The organism is Agarivorans aestuarii (assembly GCF_019670125.1).
GTDB classification, from domain to species: domain Bacteria; phylum Pseudomonadota; class Gammaproteobacteria; order Enterobacterales; family Celerinatantimonadaceae; genus Agarivorans; species Agarivorans aestuarii.
In genome coordinates, this window is sequence record NZ_AP023033.1 from 2,795,148 (window position 1) to 2,816,535 (window position 21,388).

Below are 21,388 nucleotides of genomic sequence, written 5' to 3' on the forward strand. Positions count from 1 at the left end.
ACCTAGCTATATACCATAGGCCTTTTTAATTTTTTCACTTCGCTTAATGGACCCAAGTTTAAGCGAGACATCATCTTTACCTTTTTCACATTCCGTTACAACAACTTGCATAGCCTGCAAGTGCTTTTTGAGGTCTTCAACTTGAGAGTTTGATAAAGAGTCGGTACCAGAGCAAAGATGTTTAAGAAGAGCCTCGTGCTGGGAGAGCAAAGCCTCCAGCACAGAGACAGCAGACGCCTCTTTTAAGAGCTCATCTTGAATGGTTGTTAATAAGTGTTCGGCTTGAAGTAAACTCTTAGCAAAATTTGACGTTGTAGCCATCTACTCGCCGCGCATCTGATAAGCTTGCTGTTTATCAGCTTCGGGGATTTGATCCCATGCAGATTTAATTGGTAGCATCAATCCAATCACTTCTTCGACAATTGCTGCGTCATTTGCAATTGATGCTTCAGACAACCTAGTAAGCATGAACTCATATAGATCATTTAAGTTTCCAGCTATTTCACCGCCGCGGTCAAAATCTAGAGTATTTTTTAAAGACGTTATGATAGACGTTGCTTTTGCTAATGGCTTGCCTTTATTTTGAAAATCAGCGCGCTCAATACAGCCTTTTGCAACAGCAAGATTTTCTAATGCTGTTTGCATCAAAATTTGTGTAATTCTATGAGGATCAGCAGTCGCAACTTGGTCTTTTACACCCACCTGGCGATACTGATTGATGCCTTTTTGATACATACTTTTTCCGTTAACCTAATTGGCCTAAAACGTATTGCATTTGGCTATTAAGACTACCCATTGTTACGTCGAAGGCAGTGTATTTTGAACGTAAAGTAGACTCATATGATGTCATTCTTTCTTCAAAATCTAACATTTGACGCTCTAAGTCTTTCTTTTGACTTTTAACAGAGTCTTCTCGGGTAGCTAATACGCCTCCTGACTGCTCATAACTTTTTACCGTAGACAAAAAGCTGTCAGCCACACCACCATCCATTGCAAAAAGCTCGCCAACACCATCTAGATTAGAGTTAATGGCTTTCTTAAACTCAGTTTCATCAAGTTTCAACAGACCATCTTCATCCATTTCTATTCCAATGCCATACATGGTTCGCATTCCTGGAGCCGCGTCATCGTAACCATTAGTAGAAAGGCCGCCTAGACTGTAGCGTAAGGTCCTAAACATAGGATCGCCGCTCAACTCTTTACGATTACTGTTATCATCGCCCTCAGAAACACCCGTTGCTTTAGTATGCTTATCAATTTCTTTAATTACATTATTGTAGGCATCGATAAATGCTTTAACGTTTGCAACAGATTCCTCTTCGCTAGGTTGAATATCAAGAGCAACTGCTGATGATGTCACTTTATTGACGTTTATAGAAACACCTGAGATAACATTTTCAAAAGTATTCGTCGAACTTGTCGCTTCAATACCGTCAATTGTGATTTTTGCAGAAGACGCGTCATTCACGTCCATCTTGCCACCAGCGTTGGTAAAATTATCTAATTCGGCATTTGCACCAGTATTTGTAACCAACAGGGTATTTCCATCGCCAGTTTCATCTGAGGTCATCGACAAGCGAATTTCCGAACCGGTATCAATTAAGTTTGCAGACACACCAAAGTTATCTTCGTGAGAATTAATTTGCTCGCGCAATTGTTTAAGTGTTGTGCCTGCAGCAACGTCGAGCACCATAGACTCGCCACTAGCAGTGGAAAAAGTTAACTGCCCATCAGTAGTCGCTACAACATCATCTTCAGAGGTATATAGAGGGGTTCCACCATTTGCTGTGGCATCAATTGATGTTAGAGATGAACCTTGAGCAAGTTCTTGAACCTCAATGGCATAATTACCATTTGTAGCACTGTTTGCTAGGTCAACCGAAAAAGACTCATTACCTTCACTTTCATTAGTAGTAGCAGTGCGTGGGAAAAAGGTATCCTGATTCTGGGCTTTTTCAAGAATTTCGCGAAATGCACTAAGTGAAGACTTGATACTGCCAACAGCTGAAAGGGTCACTTCCAAAGTGGTCTTAGTTTTCTCAAAACGAGCGTCTTTGCCAGCCCGTTCAGCATTGATAGAAACTTCGATGAGAGCTTCTAAATCTAAACCACTACCAATACCTGCTGCTGTGATTCCAGTCATATGTCTTTACCTGCACTATATGTTAGACCAACTGATCAACAAACAAACCCGTAGTTTGACCAATCGCATCTTGAAACTTTCTTAGCCGTTCTTCTAACTGACGATATTCCTCGGTAGGAATTTCACGAATTAGCTCATCGGTGCTTCGATTGAGCACTGAAGTGAAAAACTGGCCATCTCTTTCGTCTACAACAAACTTCACATCTCTATCTTGAACTTCAAGTAGCTGATTAAGCGACGCAACAACATCTTCAACCTGAGATTGGTCTTCATTTTGACGTTTCTCTTTTTCGGCTTGTTGCTGAGCTTTTGCCTTTTCTTGCTCTTTTTGAAGCGATATCTGTGCCACTTCCATCTTGTCAGCAGCACTTAAGTTTTGCTCCTGCTTATTGGGAAGATTCGATGCGATTGTTGAGGTGGATATTGAACTAACATTACTATCCATATTCCAGACTCCTTAAACAAAGCAAGCCACACCTATACAGTATAAGTGTGGCTGCGTATTTCTTCACTATTATTAACGATTAAACTAGAGCTAACGCAGCCTGTGGGCGTTGGTTTGCTTGAGCAAGAATCGAAGTACTAGTTTGTTGTAGAATCTGCGCTTTAGTTAAATCGGCAGTTTCTTTAGCAAAGTCAGTATCTTTAATTCGTGAACGAGCACCAGAGATGTTCTCTGAAATGTTAGACAAGTTACGAATGGTAGATTGGAATCGGTTTTGAACCGCACCCAATTCCGCACGCTCAGAGTCAACCAACTTAATAGCTGAATCTAAAGATGCCATTGCCGCACTTGCTCCGCCAACAGTAGATACTGATAATGAAGCTAGACCTAAGCCAGATGCTCCCCAGCCGCCTGAGCGAGAGATGTTCACACTGATGTTTTGACCAGCATTAGCACCCACTAGGAATGCCGCTGAGTAGCCACCATCAAGAAGGTTAACACCACCGAACTGGGTAGTGGTAGCAACACGGCTCATTTCAAGCTTAAGTTGAGAAACTTCAGCTTGTAGTGCAGCACGGTCACTTGAGTTATTAATACCATCTTGAGATTGAACCGCTAACACACGCATACGTTGCATCATGTTAGTTAGCTCGTCCATCGCACCTTCAGCAGTTTGTGCCACTGAGATACCATCTTGAGCATTCATCACAGCACGGTCTAGACCCTGGATCTGAGATGTCATACGGTTTGAGATTTGTAGACCTGCAGCATCATCTTTTGCGCTGTTAATTCTGAAACCAGAACTTAAACGTTGATATGCAGTGTCTAATGTATTGCCTGAGCTTGATAGCTGGCGTTGTGCGTTCAATGACGACACATTGGTGTTGACAACTAATGCCATATTTTGAGCCTCCTAAGAAATTGTTCATCCTGATTGAACTGTGTCAGGACGACCAAAACCATTTGTTAGTTGTTGAACCCCTGGTCTATGAACCGTAAACCAAGACAACTTTGAAATGGACCAAAGTTTTAATAACTTCATATTAGTTAGCGGCAATGGAGGAAAAAGCTTTAGAAAAAAAGAGGAAAAAAGCGGAATTTTTTTGCCGCATTTACGGCAAGCCTTGTAAACACTGGCTTTAAGCCCTAGAAAAAACTTCTGAACTCAGTGAAAAAACGGTATATTTACGCTGACTGAGCAATAATTAGACGCCAAATTATTGCCGATAATTATTGGCACGTACATTGCTTTATTACATTCGCAGCCTGAACCGCTGCGAAAAAAAGGCCAAGTGAGTATGCATCACTTGACCGTATCGCTCGAAACGATAGGAGATTGAGAGCGAAACTAAAGCGCTACTTATTATTGGTATGGAATTGAGCCTCCTAAGAGTACTAATAGCGCTACTGCAGTCTGAGGACGGTGGATTGAACCCCCACCGTCCTTTCTTTTTTCATTATCCAAGTAGAGACAGTGCAGCCTGAGGACGTTGGTTTGCTTGAGCCAAGATGGTTGTCGACGTTTGCTGAATAATCTGGTTACGCGTTAGTTCAGCAGTCTCTTTGGCAAAGTCAGTATCTTTAATTCGTGAACGTGCCGCGGTTACATTTTCAGAAATGTTAGACAAGTTACGAATGGTTGACTGGAATCGGTTTTGTACCGCACCAAGCTCTGCACGTTTACCATCAATTTGCTTAATTGCAGAATCAATAGCTGTCATAGCTGCGCTTGCACCACCTACAGTCGATACCGACAAGGCACCCAAGCCAAGACCTGATGTACCCCAACCACCTGAGCGAGAGATGTTTACGCTGATATTCTGACCGGCATTTGCACCAACTAAGAAGCTCGCCGAGAAAGTACCATCTAGTACATTCACACCACCAAATTGAGTGGTTGTAGCAATTCGGCTCATTTCAGCTTTAAGTTGAGAAACCTCTTGCTGCAATGCGATACGGTCGTCTGAGTTGTTAATACCATCTTGCGATTGGATGGCTAATACTCGGATACGCTGTAAAGAGTTAGTAATTTCATCCATCGCGCCTTCAGCTGTTTGCGCTAATGAAATACCATCTTGAGCATTCATTACAGCACGATCCAGACCTTGAATTTGCGAAGTCATACGGTTTGAAATTTGAAGACCAGCGGCATCGTCCTTTGCACTATTAATACGCAAACCAGATGATAAACGTTGGAATGAAGTATCTAATGACCAGCCAGACTGTGTAAGTTGACGCTGGGCGTTAATAGATGACACATTAGTATTTACGTATAAAGCCATGATATTTCTCCTATCTATATCTTAACCATTTATAGGTTTTATTAGTTGTCAGTTATTTTATGTTTCTGACTTAACCTATATAACGGCAGCACTTCAATATTCTTTAGCAATTATTTAAATTTTATTTTTAAGCTATAAAAGCATCAAAAGAAAAAAGGTTGCTTCAATATTGAAGCAACCTTTATAACGGCAGAAAGAATTAAAACTTTAGATTTATAGGTAATTAAATAAAGATAATTGGCTAATACGGCTATACGAGGAATAAGAAGTATTTAGAGCAAGCTCGGCTTTCTGCAGGTTACTAACCGCTTCGGCGAAATCAACTTCGCTAATGGAGGCCCTTGATTGCTGGTTGATGATGTCCATAGACGAGGATGCATTCCTTACAGACTCTAAGGAGTTACCTCTTGCACCTATAGAGCCCAGGGTTAAGTTTACGCTTTCTAAAGCGTTATCAAGACCTACCAAGAAGTCACTTTGCGCTTCTACGTAGTCCCCTTGCGGCAAGGAAGTATCTTCTAATGCAATGATAAAATCACTCAACATATTCAATACATTATCTTTTTCGGGAGGTGCTAGTTCAAATTGCTCAGTTGATGGTGCAGCGCCAGTAACCGTAACATCAATTCCGTTAAAGTTAATTGCTTCACCAGGTGTGTAATTCCCCATAACAGGAGGTACTAATGAGGTACCAGTATTATCTAAGACCTCATAGGTATCGGGTACACCTGCAGTAGTTTGTACCTGATAAGTATTATTAGCCGGAGTGATAGGGTCATAGTTTAGCTTATGGAAACTGTCATAAGCTTTCTGGTCATTAATTGTTGTAGATATATTTGCAGTTAAGTCATTCGTAACAAAACGCTTAAATACATTATCAAACACTTCTTGCCCAGTATCATTACTTTGAATATATACTGAAGAAGATACTTTTAATTCATTTACACCCGCATCGCCTTGGTAGTTATAATCTGTACCATCAAATACGTAAGGCTTTTTCTGAGTTTGAAAGCCCGAAAAGACATAGCTACCATCAGCGTTTTGACTATTCATAAAATCTAGCATTTGGTTTTGGATCTGACGTAACTCCTGTGCGAGCGAAGCTCGTTCAGTGTCGCCATTAATACCATCACCAGACTGAACCCCCAATACTCGCGCTCGCTGCATGGCATTGATCATCCCGTCCAGGGTAGACTCTTCGAAGTTAAGAGCATTTTCCAACAGAGTACCATTCTTTAAGTGCTGCTCAGTTAAGGTTATTTCCGTAGTCAAAAACATGGTTTTACTCATGTCCGAAGGACCGTCAGCAGCGGTTAGCAACTTCTTATTAGTGATAAGGTGTTGGTTCATCTTCTCAACTTGCTGCTGAGAGTTGAGTACTCCATTTAGTGAGTTTTGATACAAGTTAATACTGGAAACTCGCATAGTTTATTACCTCACTGAGCTTAATAGAGTTTGAAAGGTTTCTTGCGCGGCACTAATCACTTGAGCAGAGGCAGCGTAAGCTTGCTGGAAGCGAATCAAATTAGACGCCTCTTCATCTAAATTAACACCGGATATAGAGTTATGACGCTGGGTACTTTGCTCTAGTAAGGAGTTAGCAGCCGATGCCGACACCCTCGCCTCGCTCGTCTTACCACCAACAAAACTAACCACACTGGCATAAGCATCATTCATCGTCATTTTGTTGTCGCCACCGGTGGCTAAGCTTTTACGTACTAAGTCTTCCTGCTGCAAGTCAATTAAACGTAGAGCATTGTAGTTATCATTAAAACCATCGGTATTGTAACCCATGGTGAATACATCCCCCTCTTGCACATCACCGTCAATATTCATTTCATAACCCGGTGTTAGCGCGGGCACTGCGTTAGCAAATATTTGTTGGCCGGCAGTAGCAGCAGGAGCTGTTGCCATTAATGCGCCTAATCCGTTATAGATTTCGTAATCACCGGTTGCGTTAATACGCACTTCGGCTGGACCATTAACATCATACCCACCTGGCAAGGTAAAATTGGAGGTAGCAGGATCGGTATCATAAATGGAGTCAATGGAAACTGTTGCGTTTCCGCGATTATTAAGCTCACGCTCAACCCGTATAGGTGAAGCTAACGCCAATTTCTCAGGCTGACTCATGCTTACCGTCATAGAGGCTGCCGCATCTCGCACCGGTTGGATAAGGTGCCGATCACCAGCAGCAAAGGGGCCAGATGAGAAATCCCAATCCATACCATCAAGTTGAAAGTTGGTAGGTGGGATTGTTCCTGCAATAGCCGCTTCAATGGGTTGGTCGCCATCATAACGCTGTAATTCAAAGGTTGTCGCTGAGGTAAAAGTCACACGGTAGTCATAGGGCGTTACTTCACTGCCACTGCCAGCAATAAAACTTCCACTAATGGTGCCAGCGGTGGTGTTAGTTGAAAATTCTTTTCCGTTAAACGTAGGCAAGGTGAAAATATCACCCCCAATATCACCATTTAAGTCCATACCCAATCTGTTTTGAGTATTGAAAGCATCTGTCATCGCAATCGACAATTGACCTAATTGGTTACGGCTAGTATCCAAAGTGGTTTTACGGTACTCCATCAAACCACCAATGGTGCCGCCAATATCCTCACGTCCAATTATCCGTGTAGAGCCTGCCAAGCTAAGTGTCATCTCTTTTTGAGTACTATCTGGGTCACCATCAACAATCGCTAGCTTAGTATGGTCATCTTGCAGCACCAAGGCTTGCCCTGAGCGCATAAATACCAGTGTAGAGCCATCGTCTTGAACGATGGTGTTAATATCAATTAACTCGGCCAAGTCTTTAATCGCTTGATCGCGTTTGTCGGACAAGATTGCATTATTACCGTCCAGCGGACTACCACCAGCAGCCACAATTTCTTTGTTAATCTCAGCTATGTTGGAAATTAGTGCATTGGCTTCGTCAGCTTTTTCCACAATGTCTTGGCTGATATTTTTCTCTTGAACTTGATATTGTTCGTTTAGAGTGCGGTAGCGGTCAGTCAAGGCATGGAATTGAGATAATGCTAGCTCTCGAGTCGAAAGTGCAGTGGGGTTATCAGTTGTTGCGTGCAGCTGAGTAAAAGTATCGTCAAACTTGCTACTTAAAGATAGTGAGTCATCACTAAGGATTGCATCAATGTGGCTCACAGACTCAAGGTAGGCGTTACGGTTAGCGAATGTAGAAGTATCACGAAACATCTGCGCTTGCGCAAAACCATTTAACACCCGCTCAGTATAACCTTCGCGAACGCCGCCTAAGGTATCGGCAGTGTAAAAGGTGCGCTGTAAGCTGTAACCAGGCGTATTAACATTGGCAATGTTGTTACCCGTGGTCATCAATAAACGTTGATGCGCGGCAACCCCAGAAGAACCAATTGTAAGTAGGTCGTTCATTGCCATAGCTTAATTACTCCCCTTCAACCGTTTGTTGGCTAAATTCCGCAAAATGTTTGCCATCTAAAATCTGACCAATTTTATTGGCATATTGAGGATCGGTGGCATAACCAGCTGCTTGCAATTCTTTAGCGTACTGCTTTGCATCCATACCGTTAGCCAAAGCTTGTTGGTAACGCGGCCCTTCAACAAACGATAAGTAGTCTTTAACACTTTCTTCAAATGAGTCATATGAGCGGAAAGCTGCTCGCTCCTGATTGGCTTGACCATTTCTATATTCTAAAGTGTTCACAACCGCTTTATCTCCTTGCCAGCGACTATCCGCTTTTATCCCAAATAGATTGTGGCTACTTGAACCGTCACTATTAGCAATAACCTTTTTACCCCACCCTGACTCAAGAGCCGCCTGTGCAACAATCGCCATGGGTTCAATGCCCTTATCAGCAGCCCACTTTTTAGCGACGGGCAAGATTGCTTGAATAAACTCTCCGGGAGAGGCAAAACTTTGCCGACTTATTGCCGCTACTTCCTCTGTATTTTCACTAATGGCAGCACTGGCATTATCTTTTTCTAAAGTTTTGCTACTTGCGGCCGCTACACTAGTCGATTGAGCAATATTCTTGCCAGTTGTATCTGATGCATTTAAAGAACGCTTCTGAAGATCAATATTTTGCCCACCACGTAATACAGATGCCGGGGTAACATTGGCTGCTGCAGGGTCAAGCTGAGCAACAATTAGATCGGCAAGCCCTAAAGCACCAGAAGAAGATAATTCAAGTGCCATTTGGTTATCATGCATGTCTCGGTAAGTTTGGGTGTGGCGATTATTTAACGGCGTGTCACTTTCAAACAACTCATTGCTCTTACGCATCTGTTTCATCAACATCTGCATAAACAAAGACTCAAACTGACTAGCAACTTGTTTAAGTGCCTTGTTCGGATCTTTTTGAGCAGCACTTCTTAGCTCATCTAAACTGGCTAAGTCATGGTAGTTTGCTGATTGTTTGACTGCGTCCATTGCCATCTTAAATCACCAACAACTCGCCCTGAATAGCGCCAGCTTGCTTTAGCGCTTCTAGGATAGAGACCAAATCACCAGGAGCAACCCCTACCTGATTAACCGCCCGCACTAAATCATCAAGCGATGCGCCGGGGTTAAAGTTAAACATTCTCGAATCTTCTTGAGTCGCTTCAATCGTGCTAACGGTAGTTTCAACTGTTTCGCCATCAGAAAATGGATTGGGCTGGGAAATAAGCGGTGTTTCAGAAATTTTGACAGTTAAACCACCATGGGTAATTGCGGCAGGTAATAGCCGAACATCTTTACCAATCACAATGGTACCAGTACGCGAGTTAACGATAATTTTGGCAGACTCTGAAGCCGGCTCGAAGGTTAAGTTTTCTAAGGTAGATAAGTAAGCAACACGCTGGCCAGGGTCTCGTGGGGCAAATACTTGTACCGATGCTGCATCCATAGGCGTCGCGGTATTAGGGCCTACTAAACTATTAATGGTATCGGCTAAACGCTTTGCAGTAGTGAAGTCCGAACGCTTAAGATTAAAGGTGATAGTATCGCCGTTCATAAACGGTGAAGGCACCGAGCGTTCTACAATTGCGCCGTTTGGAATGCGGCCTACGGTTGGAGTATTTGAAATAACTTTAGAGCCATCGGCTCCTTCTGCGCCAAAACCACCAACAATTAAGCTACCTTGAGCTAGCGCATATACTTCACCATCAGCACCCTTTAAAAAGGTTTGAATTAAACTGCCGCCACGTAAGCTTTTTGCTTCACCAATGGCAGAAATTGTAATATCGATGGTTTGACCCGGTTTAACAAATGCAGGCAACTCCGCGTGTACTGCAACGGGAGCAACATTCTTAATTTTTAAATTAGTACCAGGAGGAACAGTAATCCCAAAATTACGTAGCATGGTGGCAAAAGACTGCTTAGCGAAATCGCTGTTTTTCTCGCCGGTACCGGGTAAGCCCACCACCAAACCGTAACCGGTCAATTGGTTAGCCCGCACACCAGCAACATTTGCCACGTCTTTGACACGAGCAGCATTCACCGAATTCGCTACTAAACACAAACCAATGCTAAATAATACAATGCTACGTTTAAACATAAGACTACTCCTAAAAATCAGGGCTTAGAATGGCCAAGCTGGACCATTAAAGAATTTAGATAACCAACCCTGATCAGTGGTATTGGCAAAATCACCAGTGCCACCATACTGAATTCGTGCATTAGCAATGCGTAACGAGGTAATTGAGTTATCAGGTGCGACATCTTCTGGGCGAATAATCCCGGTTAAACGAATGTATTCATTACCATTGTTTAACATCAGCCATTTTTCACCGCTAATAATCAGATTGCCGTTGGCCAATACCTGTACCACGTTCACTGAAATATTACCGTTCAAGCTGTTACTTTGAGCCGCATCGGCTTCACCGGTAAAATCACTACTTTGACTTAAGCCTAGTTCTATTGGATTACCGTTAATTGTAGCCACACCGCCAGGTACTGTGATTTGGTTTAGATTTAAATTCTTATCTTTAGCCAGCTCGTTACTGGCTGATTTACTGGCTTGAGTACGCTCGGCGAGATTCACCACAATAATGTCTCCAACCCGATGGGCTTTTTTATCTGAATACAGATTATTGGCGCCATTTTCGGTAAACAACGAGCCAGTGATTCTTGCTTCTACGGCCACGTCTTCTGGATATACCGGCGCAAACTCTGGGTCATCTGGCACTACTGCCGTGTTCACGCTGGCGCAGCCAGCCATTGCCATACAGGTTGCTACTACCATTAGTTTATTCATGAGCAATCCCTCTCTCTAAACTTTGATTACAATTGCTGCGTTGCGAAGGTCAACATTTGGTCTACGGTTGAAATCACTTTTGAATTCATCTCGTAAACCCGTTGCGCTTCAATTAAGTTAACCAGCTCTTCAGTTACATTCACGTTTGATGTTTCTAAAGAGCCTTGGCGAATTGCGCCTAAGCCATTTTCCGATGCAATACCATTTTGAGGCGCACCACTGGCACCTGTTTCCAAATACAAGTTTTGGCCACGAGGCTCTAATCCAGATGGGTTAACAAAATCAGTAATGGTAATTTGGCCAATAACTTGGCTGTCGGTTTGACCTGGCAAACGAACGCTTACCTCGCCGTCTTCACCCACAGTAAAGCTTTGTGCATCTTCAGGAACTTGAATTTCTGGCTGTAATGGGTAACCCGCACCAGGCGTTACAATAGTGCCTTCATCGTTAAGACCAAATTGGCCGTTACGAGTATAAGCAGTAGTGCCATCTGGCATCAAAATCTCGAAGAAACCACGGCCATCTACCATTAAATCAAAGGCATTATCGGTGGTTTGAACATTACCTTGGTCATGGTTCTTTTGCGTGGCGATAACTTTAGCGCCAGCACCAATCATTAAGCCCGATGGCATTTTGGTGTTCTGCGAAGAACGACCACCGGGTTGGTTAATGGTTTGATATAACAAATCTTCAAATACAGCGCGGCTTTTTTTGTAACCTACTGTGCTGGCATTGGCTAAGTTATTTGATATAACCGATACGTTAGTTTGTTGGGCATCTAAGCCAGTTTTACTGATCCATAATGCGGGATGCATAATACGCTCCTTATACCTAGCTTAATCGCAACAAGCTGTTAGTGGCTTTTTCATTTTCTTCAGCAGCTTTCATCATCTTGATTTGCATCTCAAATTGACGCTGCATGCTGATCATATGTGTCATTTCTTGCACTGGGTTCACGTTACTGCCCTCCAGCGCTCCTTTCACCAATTCCACGGTAGCATCGGGCTGAAAAGGCTGGCCATTGGTGGCTCTGAACAAACCGTCGTCGCCTTTAGTTAGCTCACCAGCAAAAGGTTTACTTAGTTTAATGCGGTTAACTTCTTCCAAGGCGTCTGCAGGCGCACCTTCTGGACGAATCTCGATGGTGCCATCTTCGTTAATTTCTAGCTTTTCAACAGGTAGCGGAATAATAATTGGCGCGTCTTGATTACCTAATACAGCCTGCCCCTGCATGGTTTGTAAAACACCAGCAGCAGAAATGGTAAAGTTACCATTACGAGATAACGCTTCATTACCATCTTTATCTTGAACCGAAATCCAACCTTCTCCTTTGATCGCCACATCTAAATCTCGCCCCGTTGTCTTTAACAGACCATCGGTAAAGTTTTGAGTTGGGCGCTCGGTCATAGCAAATACGCGAGAAGGCATGCCTGGCCCAAAAGCCTGCATTGAGCGCGCATTCTCTAAGTCGGCTTTAAAGCCAGTGGTATTTGCATTTGCAAGGTTGTTACCACGTACCGCGAGCGAGTGCATATTTTGTTTTGCACCGGTCATCGATATATAAAGTAGTTGGTCCATGTCTATTTCCTACGTCAATTAGCTGACTCAGAGGAAATAAAGCAATTAGAATGCCAGAAGATAAAAGAAGAAAAACAACAAGAAAAAAACCAATTAAATCAATAAAGTAAAAAGGCAGCCAAAGCTGCCTTTTTATTCAGACCTTATCAAATCATTAACGAATTTGAATAATGGTTTGCTGTAGCGTTGAGTTAACTTCTAGGGCTCGAGAGTTAGCCTGGAAGTTACGCTGGGCGCTAATCAAATTCACTAACTGCTCAGTTAAGTTAACGTTAGCTTGCTCTAAAGAAGCCGAGTTAATTTTACCAAATGTACCCGAGTTACCTTCACCAGCAATGGCTTCACCACTTAATTGAGTTTGTTGCCATGCAGTATCGCCAATTTGCGATAAACCTTGGTTATTGGCAAATTTTGCTACCGATACTTTAGCAATGTTAGTGGTTTCCCCATTACTGTATGAAGCAACAACCAAACCGTCTGGACCAATATCGATACCTGTCAATTTACCAACGGTAGAACCATCCTGCGATAAGCTAGACACCTCAAAGGCTGAATTGTATTGAGTTGGGCCATTTAAGTTAAAGGTAATGGTTTGTGTTGGGTCTACAGAACCGGTCACAGGATCCCAAACACCACCAGGGCCGTTTGGTGGAGCCGTACCAAGAGCGACGGTTTCAATAATGGCAGGCGCAGTTGACGCTAAGGCACCGGTGTTGTCGAAAGTTAAAGTAGCAGAAGCTGGAATGTTAGGGTTAGCATTACCCGCATTAGGTGTATTAGCCGTACCGCCAGCAACATCTACAGGTTGGCCGTCAATGTATATCAACTTGTGCCAAGTATTTGCCGTGGTGTCATCTTTAATAAAGAAGGTCTCTGCGACATGCGACCCACCTTGCGAATCATACACCGTCACAGACGTAGCCGAAGTGTAAGTATTACTATCAGTTGGATCAAAATCGCCAATATCATGAGTAGTGCCACTAGAAGGCAAGTTAAAACTCATATCGACTTGGCTGGTCATAGTAGGGTTACCCACTTCAGCACTAATTTGAATCGCGTTGGTTGCTGCCATACTTACAGCAGAGGGTGTACCGCTGCTGTTCACAGTATAACCTTGCAGGTACTGACCCTGTGAGTTAACAATAAAGTTATCAGCGTTTAACTTAAAGGCACCTGCACGAGTAAATTCTCGCGTTTGGGTGGTTAAGTCTGACGCGGTAACAAAAAAGCCTTCGCCGCTAATCGCCATATCTAAGGCATTCTGGGTAAAGTTAAGACTACCTTGGTGGAATTGCTGGGCAACATCTACGGTTTTAACACCATTACCCACGGCAGTACGAGCATTTGAGAAAATCGATGTTGCATACACATCGGCAAACTCAGCACGCGACTCTTTAAAACCAATGGTGTTGACGTTAGCAATATTGTTCGCCGTTACGTCAAGATCCTTTTGCGAGGCATTGATGCCGCTTAGAGCGATATTAAATGACATCTCTCAATCTCCTATCGTTTTACTATTCTTTGTTAGGCCTTGGCTACTTCGAGAACATCGCTCATTGCAATGCCACCTAAGCCTTCTAAATTGACGACTACGCCAGATGTGCCACCCGCTAAGCTCACGCTACCTACGCTTGCATATGTTGCGGTGGGTAAACTGATCTCTTTACCGCCCTGAACACCATTAACTTTAATGTTGTACTTACCTTCCGGCATCGGATTCCCGTTAGAATCGGTGCCATCCCAAGAGAACGGCATGTTGCCACTTCCCTCACCTAAGTCGATAACCTTGACGACTTCACCCGCCGCGTTTTCGACCGAAACTTTTACATTAGTGGTAGCTGCGCCTGTCACCGCTACACCGTCAAATCCAGCGCCGCCGTTATGACCATAATCTAAAGGCACCAGCACTTTTTGACCTACTAAGGTTGACGCCTGCAAGGCAGCCGATGAATTCATAATCGAGTTCATGGTGTCAAATTTGGTACCAAGCTCAGCAATACCCTCAGAAGTTTGAAAGCTCGCCATTTGAGCGATCATTTCGGCGTTATCAACGGGTTTACTGGGGTCTTGGTACTGCAGCTGCGTGGTCAGTAGCGAGAAGAAATCCTCTTGCCCCAAGGACTGATTATTATTACTCTCTGGAACAACCGATTCAGGCTGCCAATAATTACTTTGTAACGGATCAATAGTAGACACTGGCTACTCCTTAACTTTTACCCAGATTAAGCGTGCTATTAAGCATTTGCTTAGCGGCTTCTGCTACTTGAACATTCGCTTGATAAGAGCGCGATGCACTCATCATATCGGCCATTTCTTCAATAACATTTACGTTGGGCTTGAATATATACCCTTCTTCATTCGCCATCGGGTGTTCTGGATAGTACTCTTTACGTAACGGTGCATCCGATTCAACAATGCCCGCTACTTTAACTTGGGCAGATTCAAGCTGTGCTTGAGAAGCTTTGTTTAGCTCAGCTTCAAACACAGGTTTTCTTGCTCGATAAGTTTGGTCGATACTTGAACTAATGCTGTCGGCATTGGCGAGGTTACTGGCAGTAGTATTTAAACGTACTGACTGAGCCTTCATGGCCGAAGCTGAAATATCAAAAACATTAAAAAAGCTCATTATTGACCTCCCTTAATTGCATTACGCAAGCCACTAAATTTACTAGAAAGAAAACCAATTCCTGCCTGGTATTCCAAGCCGTTCTGCATAAATTCGGCCTTTTCTTTCTGTACATCAACGGTATTGCCGTCGCCAGTATCTGGCTGATCCGGCACTTGAAAGCCTAATTCGGCAAACTGGCTATTACCGCCGCTTATGTGGCGCTCATTAGTGATCTGCATTCCACCACCCTGCTTACTTTTAGCGGCAGCAAATGCTTTATTAAAATCTATATCTCGTGCTTTATAGTTAGGTGTATCGGCATTAGCAATGTTACTTGCAATCACCTCAGAACGGCGGGCTCTTACACCTACAGTATGCTGATGAACGCCTAATGCTTTATCAAATGTTATTGCCATATACACCTCGTTACACTTCCACGAAGAATAATTAGCAAGAGCTGTGCCAGAGTTTTTTTGACGCTTTTTGTTCAGCTAACTAAGTAACTTAGTTGTATTGGTATGGATTAACTTGATGGTGAGAAGATGATAGCGGCAAATAAAGCGGCAACTATTGCCCTTTAGTGCCGCTGTGGGAAACACCTATTTTAATTGATAAACAATGCCGGGGTGACAACGTAGCATATTAAAACGATCGGTTAAGCCGGTAATCGATTCAGAAGCCCCTAACATTAAATATCCATTGGGATTTAATGCTTGAGCAAACTGGTTAAGGATCTTCGATTTCACATCGGCATTAAAGTAAATCAGCACATTCCGGCAAAAAATGATATCGAACTTACCCATTAGTGCATAGCTATCTAAAAGATTCAGCGGTCTGAAGCTGACATTTTTACGCACTTTATCATTAACTCTAAATCTGCCATCGGTAGTCGCTTCAAAAAACTGACGCTTACGTTCTGGTGATAAACCACGAGCCAAAGCCAAGGTGTCATATTCACCACGCTTGCAGTGCTCCAACATTGACGGTGATATGTCAGTGCCCACTACCTGCACGCCCATTGGTAAAGTCCCAGGGCGTCTCGCTTGATACTCCAGTGAAGTCATCATAATCGAATAAGGCTCTTGCCCAGAGGAACTAGCCGCTGACCAAATTTTAACTGGCCTCGATAACTTAGCGAACTCGGGTAAGATTTTGTCACCGAGTAATTGAAAAGGATAAGTATCCCTAAACCACAATGTTTCATTGGTGGTCATGGCATCAACCACGGCCGCACGTAAATCTCGCTCACGTAAGCTCATAGCTTTTTGAACTAGCTCGGTAAGACTTTCTACAGAGTACTGAGACATCAACGGCGATAAACGGCTCTTTACTAAGTATTGCTTGTTGTCACCTAATACAATTCCGCACTGCTTTTCTAAAAAGCCGCAAAACTGTTTATACACATCATCTGTTATGGTTCTCAATGCATCCACACTCTATAAAGATTGACGAACAGCGGCAGCCAATTCATCTGGATTAAATTTAGCAATAAAGGCATTAGCGCCAACTTTATTTACCATAGCTTGGTTAAATACACCACTTAGAGAGGTGTGTAAAATTATGTGCAGACCTTTTAAGTCGGGATGAGAACGTACTTCAGCAGTTAAGGTGTAACCATCCATTTCCGGCATTTCTATGTCAGAAATCACCAACGCAATTTGATCAGTAATAGGGCCATCTTTAGCCATCGTTGTTAACAGCTCAAGTGCTTCTCGTCCGTCTTGGCAAAGCAAGGCTTCCACCCCTAAAGAAGTTACCGCACGCTTAACTTGATTTCGCGCCACTGAAGAATCATCAACAACCAACACTTTTTTATCTATGTGCACATTGGCAGCGGCTTCATCAACAATCTCTTTACTTACAGTGGTATCAACCGGTGAAATCTCGTCAAGGATTTTTTCAACGTCTAAAATAGAAACCAATTCTTTTTCAACTTCTGTAACCGCTGTTAAGTAGTTGAACTTACCAGCGCCTTTTGGCGGCGGTAAAATATCTTCCCAGTTCATATTAACAATGCGCTCAACCGAGCCCACTAAAAAGCCCTGCACCGAGCGGTTATATTCAGAAATGATAATAAAACATTTGCTCACGTCTTCAATTGGACGTCCGCCAGTAGCTGAACTTAGATCAATCACTGAAATAGTTTGGCCACGAATATGGGCTACACCACGGATAACAGGATTTAGTTTAGGCAACGCGGTAAGGGGTGGACACTGTAAGACTTCTTTAACTTTAAATACATTAATGCCGTAGCGCTGAGACCCATTTAACCTGAATAACAACAACTCTAAGCGATTCTGACCGACTAGCTGCGTACGCTGGTTTACCGAATCTAAAATACCCGCCATATACTTATCACTCCTTAGAAAGGGGCATCAACCTTGCTTAACCCCTGTATACTATCGCTTAATCTAGCTTAATTGTCGTTTTTTTGACACCAAAAGACTTAGCATCAACTTGTTAAGCATAGACAAAAAAGCCAATTGTTACTTTGCTTTATCGGTATCATATCGGAAATGTTGATAAAAATTGCAGCTTCACTCGTATTATTTTGTTTTAGTCTTACTGCTCACACTAGTGAGCTGCATTCGCAGCTTGAAAAAGCAGCAGTAGATTTCGTTCGCTCGCAGATAACTCACGACAATCGTCAAAAAATTGATCTCACTGCCAACCAACTGGATGAGCGGGTCGCTATTCCCGATTGTTTAACCCCTTACCGCTATAGCCTGGCCAATGGTGAAGTAAGAAGAAACACCAGTGTCTTAGTGACTTGTGACGAACAGGCAAACTGGCGTCTATATATCCCGGTACGCAAACAAGTATTGCTTGCTGTAGTCGTTGCAGCCTCACCAATTCAAGAAGGGGCTGCTTTAACTAACGCACAACTTACCACGAATTTTTTGCCCGAGAACCGCTTACGCGGTAGTTACTTCACTGAGCTAGAGCCTCTAGTTGGTGCTAAACTTAGACGAGCAATGCGTAAAGACCAAATCATAACCGGGCGCGATATTTGCATAGTATGCAAAGGTGATGCTGTTACCATCTCCGCCAACGCAGGTGGACTGAATGTAACAACCCAAGGTACCGCTTTGTCTAGTGGTACTATCGGTGATACCATTCGGGCTAGAAATAATCAGTCTCAGCGTCTGGTCACCGGCCGAGTAAAGGCGATTGGAATAATTGAGGTAAATCTTTAATTTTTTTCTAAAGTTTTACCAAAGCAAGCCGATAGCTTTATTGAATACGAAAAATTGATTAACTGTGGGGCGCCATTATGGCTTTAAATATTAACAACTTAGGTGGGAACCGTCCTAGTCAAGTAGACTCGAATCGAGTTGCTGACAAAGGCACAAAAGAAAGCGCTGAACAACGTTCAACCGCTGGTTCTGCTGCAGCCCAGGATTCAGTTATGCTTACAAACGAAGCACAACAACTAAACCGTATTCAGCAGAATTTGCTCAGTGATTCAGATAGCAGAAGCTCTAAGCTAGAATCAATTAAGCAAGCGGTGGCCGATGGAACTTATCAAGTAGATGCCAATAAAGTTGCACAAAAAATGGGTGACTTTGAAAGTGAGTTTAATAAAGCGCTTGGATAATTAGCCTATGATCGCCCCACTACTGAATACTCAAGAGCAGCAACTCACCTTGCTGCTTTCTCTTTTGGAACAAGAAAAAGTTGCTCTTGAACAAGACGACACCATTGCTCTCTATGCTATCGCTGAACAAAAAGAACAAGCACTAACGCTAATAGCTTGCGCTGATGAAGAAATAGCAGCGTCTTCCGGTAAGGAACAGCTGAACTCTGATCCTCAGTTTGTTCAACAAGTCGATACCATCAAAAGTTTGCTTGCCCAATGCCAAGAGCTAAATCAGCTAAATGGCGAGATAATTAAAACCAGCAATGAAAAAGTCAAACAACTCAGTGCGGTAATTGATCAGCTGCAAAACCAAAATGCGTCTACCTACGACAAACTTGGTAAAAAACACAGCTCACAACGAATGGGTAAAGGCTTTAAAGCTTAAGTTTAGAATACCGGCTTCTCCAAAAAACCACACCTTAAGTAACTGGACATTCAGAGATACAGCTTACCTAAATTAGTTAGATTCCTTTGTTGCACCGCTATCGATGTGATTGGAATAACACTCTCCTTGTGTAACTCCCTATTCAAAAAACAACAAAACCCCAGCCAAAGCTAGGGTTTTGTTGGTAACAGTAATAGACGAAATTAACTAACCACGTTCACCCATCGGCATCTTAGTTTTGCTGGCTTGTTTACGCGACTCAATAATCATTACCCCATCTCGCTTAACCGGTGCAGGCACTTTGCTTTGATAGACGTCATTTGGAATAAGCTCTTGAGCAGAAGCAACCACAACTTTTGATTGCGCTCCAACGATTCGGGCATTCACCAAAATACCGTTATTGGATTTACTAAAGGTGCCGACTAATAGATATTCAATTGGCAAACGCTTAGATAACTCTTTTACATTACGGCTATATACAAAATCACCTTCAGGAGTAATACGGATAAAGCCCGTTGTTTTGTAATCAATCACCGAGAAGCCGCTCTGCTGCATTTCATATACAAAGCTTTCAGCCAACTGCATACCAAATAAATCGGTAGTGCGAAGGTTGTCTAAAGGTACAAAAGAAGCCACGCCAATAGGAGTATCGGCGTTCACAAAGTGCGAGCTAGACACTAAACGTTGCGACATTAGATTTACATAATCGGTAAGCGAGTGCTGCGCGTCGGGGTCGCTCATGTCAGGTCCAGCAGGATTAAGTGAACGGCTTTGCATCCCACTTAGGAATAATTGGCCATTTTCGTCAACAACGCCTTCCATATAATGGGAGTTGTGAGTATGCGCGGCGTGATGTTTTGAGCCATCGTACACCACGACCTTCTGCATCGAGGGAGAGCTAGAACAGCCCACCAGCATTGAAGTAGCCAAGGCCACTAAAGATATACCTTTCATGTCGCTTCCTTAATCGTCTATTACGCTTTAAGTATCGGCCAGAAAGGTAAAATCTTTACTAAAAATGAACGGTTTTTTGACTCTCAAGATGGCGAGTTGGCGCCATTGACATAGTAACCCGGTAAACCTCTCTAAAATCCAGTTGCAACTCTGTAACATATACATCGTCAACCGCGTAGGCATTAATCACTTTAGCACCACGAATTACCCCAGCAACCGAGGCGGCTAAACGCTCGTTGCCAAGCACCATATCGCTGACAGTTGCGGTACTATCGATATGTTGGCCATACACTTGCTCAGAAAGCTCTCTGTATGCGTCCAGCTTCGAGGCTTTCATTGCGCGTAATTGTTTAGCGCTCATGTCTGCGCCACGTTGCTGACTAATAGGCGCATAGCCAACAGCATTAACCACGGTAAAGTCACCCGGTGGCTCATAAGTCCATTCAACTTGTTTAACTTGGGTTGTTGGCGTACAAGCTAGCAACAACAAAACCGCTAAACTAATAAACCACGATCTAAAGTACAGATTGTTCATGACGCTGCAAGCTCCCATTAACACTAGTCACACGCGGTGAAGTTGCCCCCGCCATATTGGGGATAAATTGATAAGCAGCCGACACAACTGCTTGGCTAGATAGCTCAACTAAACGAAGGTTCACATGCCTGCCCGAAGTTGTTCGCTGAAAACTGCCAACCACCACATAGGTAATTTCCATTTCAGTTCTCAGTAATTCAGCATCTCGCGATAACGAAAATTCACCGAACCCAGGGTCCATTTGCAAACGTCCAGTAAGGCGAGGCTCTACCATATTTACGCCTTCACGCGATAAAGCGGCAAACATTGCCTCTGCCACTTGCCGCCCAAATCCATCGCTCGATTGCAAGTTGTCTAAATCCACCACCGTGCTTATGGCCACAGAGTCAGTTTCAGTTAAATCCACGTCATCAGTTAGCTGTTGAGACAGGTTGTCGACATGCACATACAAAGCGGCATCTTGCTGCTCTCGCGGCTCCACATAAGGATAATTAGAAACATGATGTAAACTGGTATTGCATCCTTGTAGCGTTACCAGCAAAATAAATAGTGTCGTATATCGCATATCAATCTCCTCCGACTTCCCTGTTCCAA

25 protein-coding genes are annotated in these 21,388 nt (G+C 43.2%); 3 read left to right on the forward strand and 22 right to left on the reverse strand.

What is annotated here, in order from left to right:
* Positions 1-6 precede the first annotated feature (6 nt).
* The 19 genes from K5609_RS12975 to K5609_RS13065 all read right to left on the reverse strand — a co-directional run bounded on the left by K5609_RS12975 (position 7) and on the right by K5609_RS13065 (position 17,628).
* A complete protein-coding gene (locus K5609_RS12975) occupies positions 7-321 on the reverse strand; it encodes a hypothetical protein (RefSeq protein ID WP_221074020.1) in 315 nt (104 codons plus the stop codon).
* On the reverse strand, positions 322-735 hold the full coding sequence (gene fliS, locus K5609_RS12980; RefSeq protein ID WP_221074021.1) for a flagellar export chaperone FliS: 414 nt from the start codon (positions 733-735) through the stop codon (positions 322-324). It lies immediately after the preceding gene.
* 10 nt (positions 736-745) lie between these two features.
* Positions 746-2,143 (reverse strand): flagellar filament capping protein FliD, encoded by a 1,398-nt coding sequence (gene fliD, locus K5609_RS12985; RefSeq protein WP_221074022.1) that lies wholly within the window; start codon positions 2,141-2,143, stop codon positions 746-748.
* Positions 2,144-2,165: 22 nt separating this feature from the next.
* Entirely contained in the window at positions 2,166-2,588 is a 423-nt protein-coding gene (locus K5609_RS12990) for a flagellar protein FlaG (RefSeq protein ID WP_221074023.1), read from the reverse strand.
* A gap of 79 nt (positions 2,589-2,667) precedes the next feature.
* Complete coding sequence (locus K5609_RS12995) at positions 2,668-3,489, reverse strand: flagellin N-terminal helical domain-containing protein (protein ID WP_221074024.1); 822 nt, start codon at positions 3,487-3,489, stop codon at positions 2,668-2,670.
* Positions 3,490-4,045: 556 nt separating this feature from the next.
* Positions 4,046-4,870 carry a flagellin N-terminal helical domain-containing protein gene (locus K5609_RS13000; RefSeq protein WP_221074025.1) on the reverse strand — a complete coding sequence of 275 codons (825 nt, stop codon included), beginning with the start codon at positions 4,868-4,870 and terminating at the stop codon, positions 4,046-4,048.
* A gap of 213 nt (positions 4,871-5,083) precedes the next feature.
* Positions 5,084-6,295: a flagellar hook-associated protein FlgL gene (gene flgL / locus K5609_RS13005; protein ID WP_221074026.1), complete on the reverse strand. Its 1,212-nt coding sequence runs from the start codon at positions 6,293-6,295 to the stop codon at positions 5,084-5,086.
* A gap of 6 nt (positions 6,296-6,301) precedes the next feature.
* Positions 6,302-8,275 (reverse strand): flagellar hook-associated protein FlgK, encoded by a 1,974-nt coding sequence (gene flgK, locus K5609_RS13010; RefSeq protein ID WP_221074027.1) that lies wholly within the window; start codon positions 8,273-8,275, stop codon positions 6,302-6,304.
* 7 nt (positions 8,276-8,282) lie between these two features.
* On the reverse strand, positions 8,283-9,287 hold the full coding sequence (gene flgJ, locus K5609_RS13015; RefSeq protein WP_221074028.1) for a flagellar assembly peptidoglycan hydrolase FlgJ: 1,005 nt from the start codon (positions 9,285-9,287) through the stop codon (positions 8,283-8,285).
* Positions 9,288-9,294: 7 nt separating this feature from the next.
* Positions 9,295-10,395 carry a flagellar basal body P-ring protein FlgI gene (locus K5609_RS13020; RefSeq protein WP_221074029.1) on the reverse strand — a complete coding sequence of 367 codons (1,101 nt, stop codon included), beginning with the start codon at positions 10,393-10,395 and terminating at the stop codon, positions 9,295-9,297.
* 24 nt (positions 10,396-10,419) lie between these two features.
* A complete protein-coding gene (gene flgH / locus K5609_RS13025; protein ID WP_221074030.1) occupies positions 10,420-11,094 on the reverse strand; it encodes a flagellar basal body L-ring protein FlgH in 675 nt (224 codons plus the stop codon).
* A gap of 26 nt (positions 11,095-11,120) precedes the next feature.
* A complete protein-coding gene (flgG, locus tag K5609_RS13030; protein WP_221074031.1) occupies positions 11,121-11,909 on the reverse strand; it encodes a flagellar basal-body rod protein FlgG in 789 nt (262 codons plus the stop codon).
* Positions 11,910-11,925: 16 nt separating this feature from the next.
* Positions 11,926-12,672, reverse strand: coding sequence for a flagellar basal-body rod protein FlgF (gene flgF, locus K5609_RS13035; protein ID WP_221074032.1), 747 nt, complete (start codon positions 12,670-12,672; stop codon positions 11,926-11,928).
* Positions 12,673-12,826: 154 nt separating this feature from the next.
* Entirely contained in the window at positions 12,827-14,164 is a 1,338-nt protein-coding gene (gene flgE / locus K5609_RS13040) for a flagellar hook protein FlgE (RefSeq protein WP_221074033.1), read from the reverse strand.
* A gap of 32 nt (positions 14,165-14,196) precedes the next feature.
* Positions 14,197-14,868 carry a flagellar hook assembly protein FlgD gene (locus K5609_RS13045; RefSeq protein ID WP_163131722.1) on the reverse strand — a complete coding sequence of 224 codons (672 nt, stop codon included), beginning with the start codon at positions 14,866-14,868 and terminating at the stop codon, positions 14,197-14,199.
* 10 nt (positions 14,869-14,878) lie between these two features.
* Entirely contained in the window at positions 14,879-15,298 is a 420-nt protein-coding gene (gene flgC, locus K5609_RS13050) for a flagellar basal body rod protein FlgC (protein WP_221074034.1), read from the reverse strand.
* Positions 15,298-15,696: a flagellar basal body rod protein FlgB gene (gene flgB, locus K5609_RS13055; protein WP_221074035.1), complete on the reverse strand. Its 399-nt coding sequence runs from the start codon at positions 15,694-15,696 to the stop codon at positions 15,298-15,300. Before flgB ends, flgC begins: the two co-directional genes overlap by 1 nt.
* Positions 15,697-15,879: 183 nt before the next feature.
* On the reverse strand, positions 15,880-16,704 hold the full coding sequence (locus K5609_RS13060) for a CheR family methyltransferase (RefSeq protein WP_221074036.1): 825 nt from the start codon (positions 16,702-16,704) through the stop codon (positions 15,880-15,882).
* A gap of 12 nt (positions 16,705-16,716) precedes the next feature.
* The gene (locus K5609_RS13065; RefSeq protein ID WP_221074037.1) at positions 16,717-17,628 is read right to left on the reverse strand and encodes a chemotaxis protein CheV; all 912 of its coding nucleotides are present in this window, start codon (positions 17,626-17,628) and stop codon (positions 16,717-16,719) included.
* A 168-nt stretch (positions 17,629-17,796) separates the two neighbouring features.
* On the opposite strand from K5609_RS13065, the gene flgA reads away from it, so the two are divergent.
* The 3 genes from flgA (at position 17,797) to flgN (ending at position 19,305) form a co-directional block, all read left to right on the forward strand.
* Entirely contained in the window at positions 17,797-18,477 is a 681-nt protein-coding gene (gene flgA / locus K5609_RS13070) for a flagellar basal body P-ring formation chaperone FlgA (RefSeq protein WP_221074038.1), read from the forward strand.
* Between the two features lie 77 nt (positions 18,478-18,554).
* The gene (gene flgM / locus K5609_RS13075; protein ID WP_221074039.1) at positions 18,555-18,878 is read left to right on the forward strand and encodes a flagellar biosynthesis anti-sigma factor FlgM; all 324 of its coding nucleotides are present in this window, start codon (positions 18,555-18,557) and stop codon (positions 18,876-18,878) included.
* Positions 18,879-18,885: 7 nt separating this feature from the next.
* Positions 18,886-19,305 (forward strand): flagellar export chaperone FlgN, encoded by a 420-nt coding sequence (flgN, locus tag K5609_RS13080; RefSeq protein WP_221074040.1) that lies wholly within the window; start codon positions 18,886-18,888, stop codon positions 19,303-19,305.
* Positions 19,306-19,512: 207 nt separating this feature from the next.
* On the opposite strand, the gene K5609_RS13085 is transcribed toward flgN, so the two are convergent.
* From K5609_RS13085 to K5609_RS13095, 3 genes are read right to left on the reverse strand one after another with little or no spacing between them, the layout of a single operon-like run.
* Entirely contained in the window at positions 19,513-20,259 is a 747-nt protein-coding gene (locus K5609_RS13085; protein WP_221074041.1) for a FlgO family outer membrane protein, read from the reverse strand.
* 58 nt (positions 20,260-20,317) lie between these two features.
* Complete coding sequence (locus K5609_RS13090; RefSeq protein ID WP_016402486.1) at positions 20,318-20,794, reverse strand: LPP20 family lipoprotein; 477 nt, start codon at positions 20,792-20,794, stop codon at positions 20,318-20,320.
* On the reverse strand, positions 20,775-21,359 hold the full coding sequence (locus K5609_RS13095) for a FlgO family outer membrane protein (protein WP_221074042.1): 585 nt from the start codon (positions 21,357-21,359) through the stop codon (positions 20,775-20,777). Before K5609_RS13095 ends, K5609_RS13090 begins: the two co-directional genes overlap by 20 nt.
* Positions 21,360-21,388: the final 29 nt, after the last annotated feature.